The organism is Paenibacillus forsythiae T98, from assembly GCF_000520735.1.
In the GTDB taxonomy this organism is placed as follows: domain Bacteria; phylum Bacillota; class Bacilli; order Paenibacillales; family Paenibacillaceae; genus Paenibacillus_AQ; species Paenibacillus_AQ forsythiae.
The window spans coordinates 1-357 of the sequence record NZ_ASSC01000086.1 but is presented as its reverse complement, the minus strand read 5'-3'; the positions used below and the strand labels follow the sequence as shown (position 1 = coordinate 357).

Sequence of the window (357 nt, the reverse complement as noted above, 5' to 3'; positions counted from 1 at the left end):
CGATGGAGCCGCTATCCGCGAAGACAGGAGCGTCGCCACCTGAAATCCCGAATGCGCGAGCCGCCATGGCGACCATCTCCTGGCGGGTGATGAACTGATCGGGCCGGAATTGTCCACCGGCATACCCGGAGACAATTCCATGGTCCGCAGCCGCCAGCACCGTTCCTTCTGCCCAATGGTGATCCATATCCTTGAATTTGGAAGCTCCCGTCGCTTCAAGATCAAGCGCCTTGACGAGCATTGTGGCATATTCGGCCCGTGTAATGGTCTGATTCGGACGGAACGATCCGTCCGGATAGCCTCCGGCAATGCCGCGCGCAGCAAGCTCTCCGATATAGGCCGCCGCCCAGTGTCCTT

1 protein-coding gene is annotated in these 357 nt (G+C 59.9%); it reads right to left on the bottom strand.

The window, feature by feature from the left end; all coding sequences use genetic code 11:
* Positions 1–357, bottom strand: a 357-nt coding sequence (locus tag L692_RS0103065) for an S-layer homology domain-containing protein (protein ID WP_025697098.1), incomplete at both ends; no start/stop codon positions are given.